Here is a 1,224-nt window from a genome sequence, read left to right on the forward strand (position 1 = left end):
GAATCGCCCCTAGTTTCGTAGACACCTCCAGGCCTCATAATACGGCCCACTAGGAGGTGCCATGAGCAACCCGCGTTATCCCGAAGAATTCAAAATCGAAGCAGTCAAACAGGTGACCGAACGAGGTCTGCCAGTAGCGGAGGTAGCTGCTCGTTTGGGTATGTCGACCCACAGCCTCTATGCCTGGGTTAAACGCTACAGCAAGCCCCAAGAGCAGCGCGCGCAAGAGGACGATCAGCAAGCTGAGCTGCGTCGTCTTCGTGCCGAACTCAAGCGCGTGACCGAAGAGCGAGACATCCTAAAAAAGGCCGCCGCGTACTTTGCCAAGGAGTGCGGCTGAAGTACGCCTTCATCAACCAGCTATCCGTTGACTATTCGGTTCGCCGCCTGTGCCTGACGCTGAAAGTACATGCCAGTGGTTACTATGCGTGGCTGGCTGAACCGAAGTCAGCACGAGCCAAGGATGATCAACGCCTGCTTGGACTGATCAAGCACGCGTGGCTAGAGAGCGGCGGTGTGTACGGCTACCGCAAAATCCACGACGACCTGCGTGAGCTTGGAGAAGCATGCGGCAAACATCGTGTTGCTCGACTGATGCGCTTGGAAGGGCTGCGCTCACAGACAGGGTATCGTCGTCGACCGGGCCGCTATGGTGGTAAGCCTCCAGCGGCTTCACCTAATCATCTGGAGCGCCGATTCAATGTCACCGAACCCAACAAGGTCTGGGTTACGGACATCACCTACATCCGCACCTATGAGGGCTGGTTGTATTTGGCGGTGGTGCTCGATCTGTTCTCGCGACAGGTAATCGGTTGGTCAATGAAACCGCAGATGACCAGCGATCTGGCTATTGATGCGTTACTGATGGCAGTTTGGCGGCGTAAGCCAAAGCAGGAGGTGATGATTCACTCAGATCAGGGGAGCCAGTTCAGCAGCGGCGACTGGCAGAGCTTCCTGAAAGCCAACAACTTGCTTGGCAGCATGAGTCGGCGCGGCAATTGCCATGACAACGCAGTAGCGGAAAGCTTTTTCCAGTTGCTGAAGCGGGAACGGATCAGGCGAAAAATCTATAGCACCAGGCAGGACGCACGCGCTGATGTGTTCGACTACATCGAGATGTTTTACAACCCAAAACGCCGACACGGTTTCAACAACCAGCTGTCACCGGTAGAGTTTGAGAAGCGACATTTACTGAGCCTGGAAAGTGTCTAAGAAATCCGGGGC

1 protein-coding gene is annotated in these 1,224 nt (G+C 55.3%); it reads left to right on the top strand.

All coding sequences use genetic code 11. The annotated features are described in order from the left end of the window. Window positions 1-61 precede the first annotated feature (61 nt). Window positions 62-1,212 (top strand): IS3 family transposase gene (locus PA6_RS22250; protein ID WP_115287900.1). Its coding sequence is split into 2 segments (ribosomal slippage): window positions 62-305 and window positions 305-1,212, totalling 1,152 coding nucleotides; the frame shifts between segments, so codons are not numbered across the junction. The last annotated feature ends 12 nt before the right edge of the window (window positions 1,213-1,224 follow it).

Source organism: Aquipseudomonas alcaligenes NBRC 14159, assembly GCF_000467105.1.
GTDB classification, from domain to species: Bacteria; Pseudomonadota; Gammaproteobacteria; order Pseudomonadales; family Pseudomonadaceae; genus Aquipseudomonas; species Aquipseudomonas alcaligenes.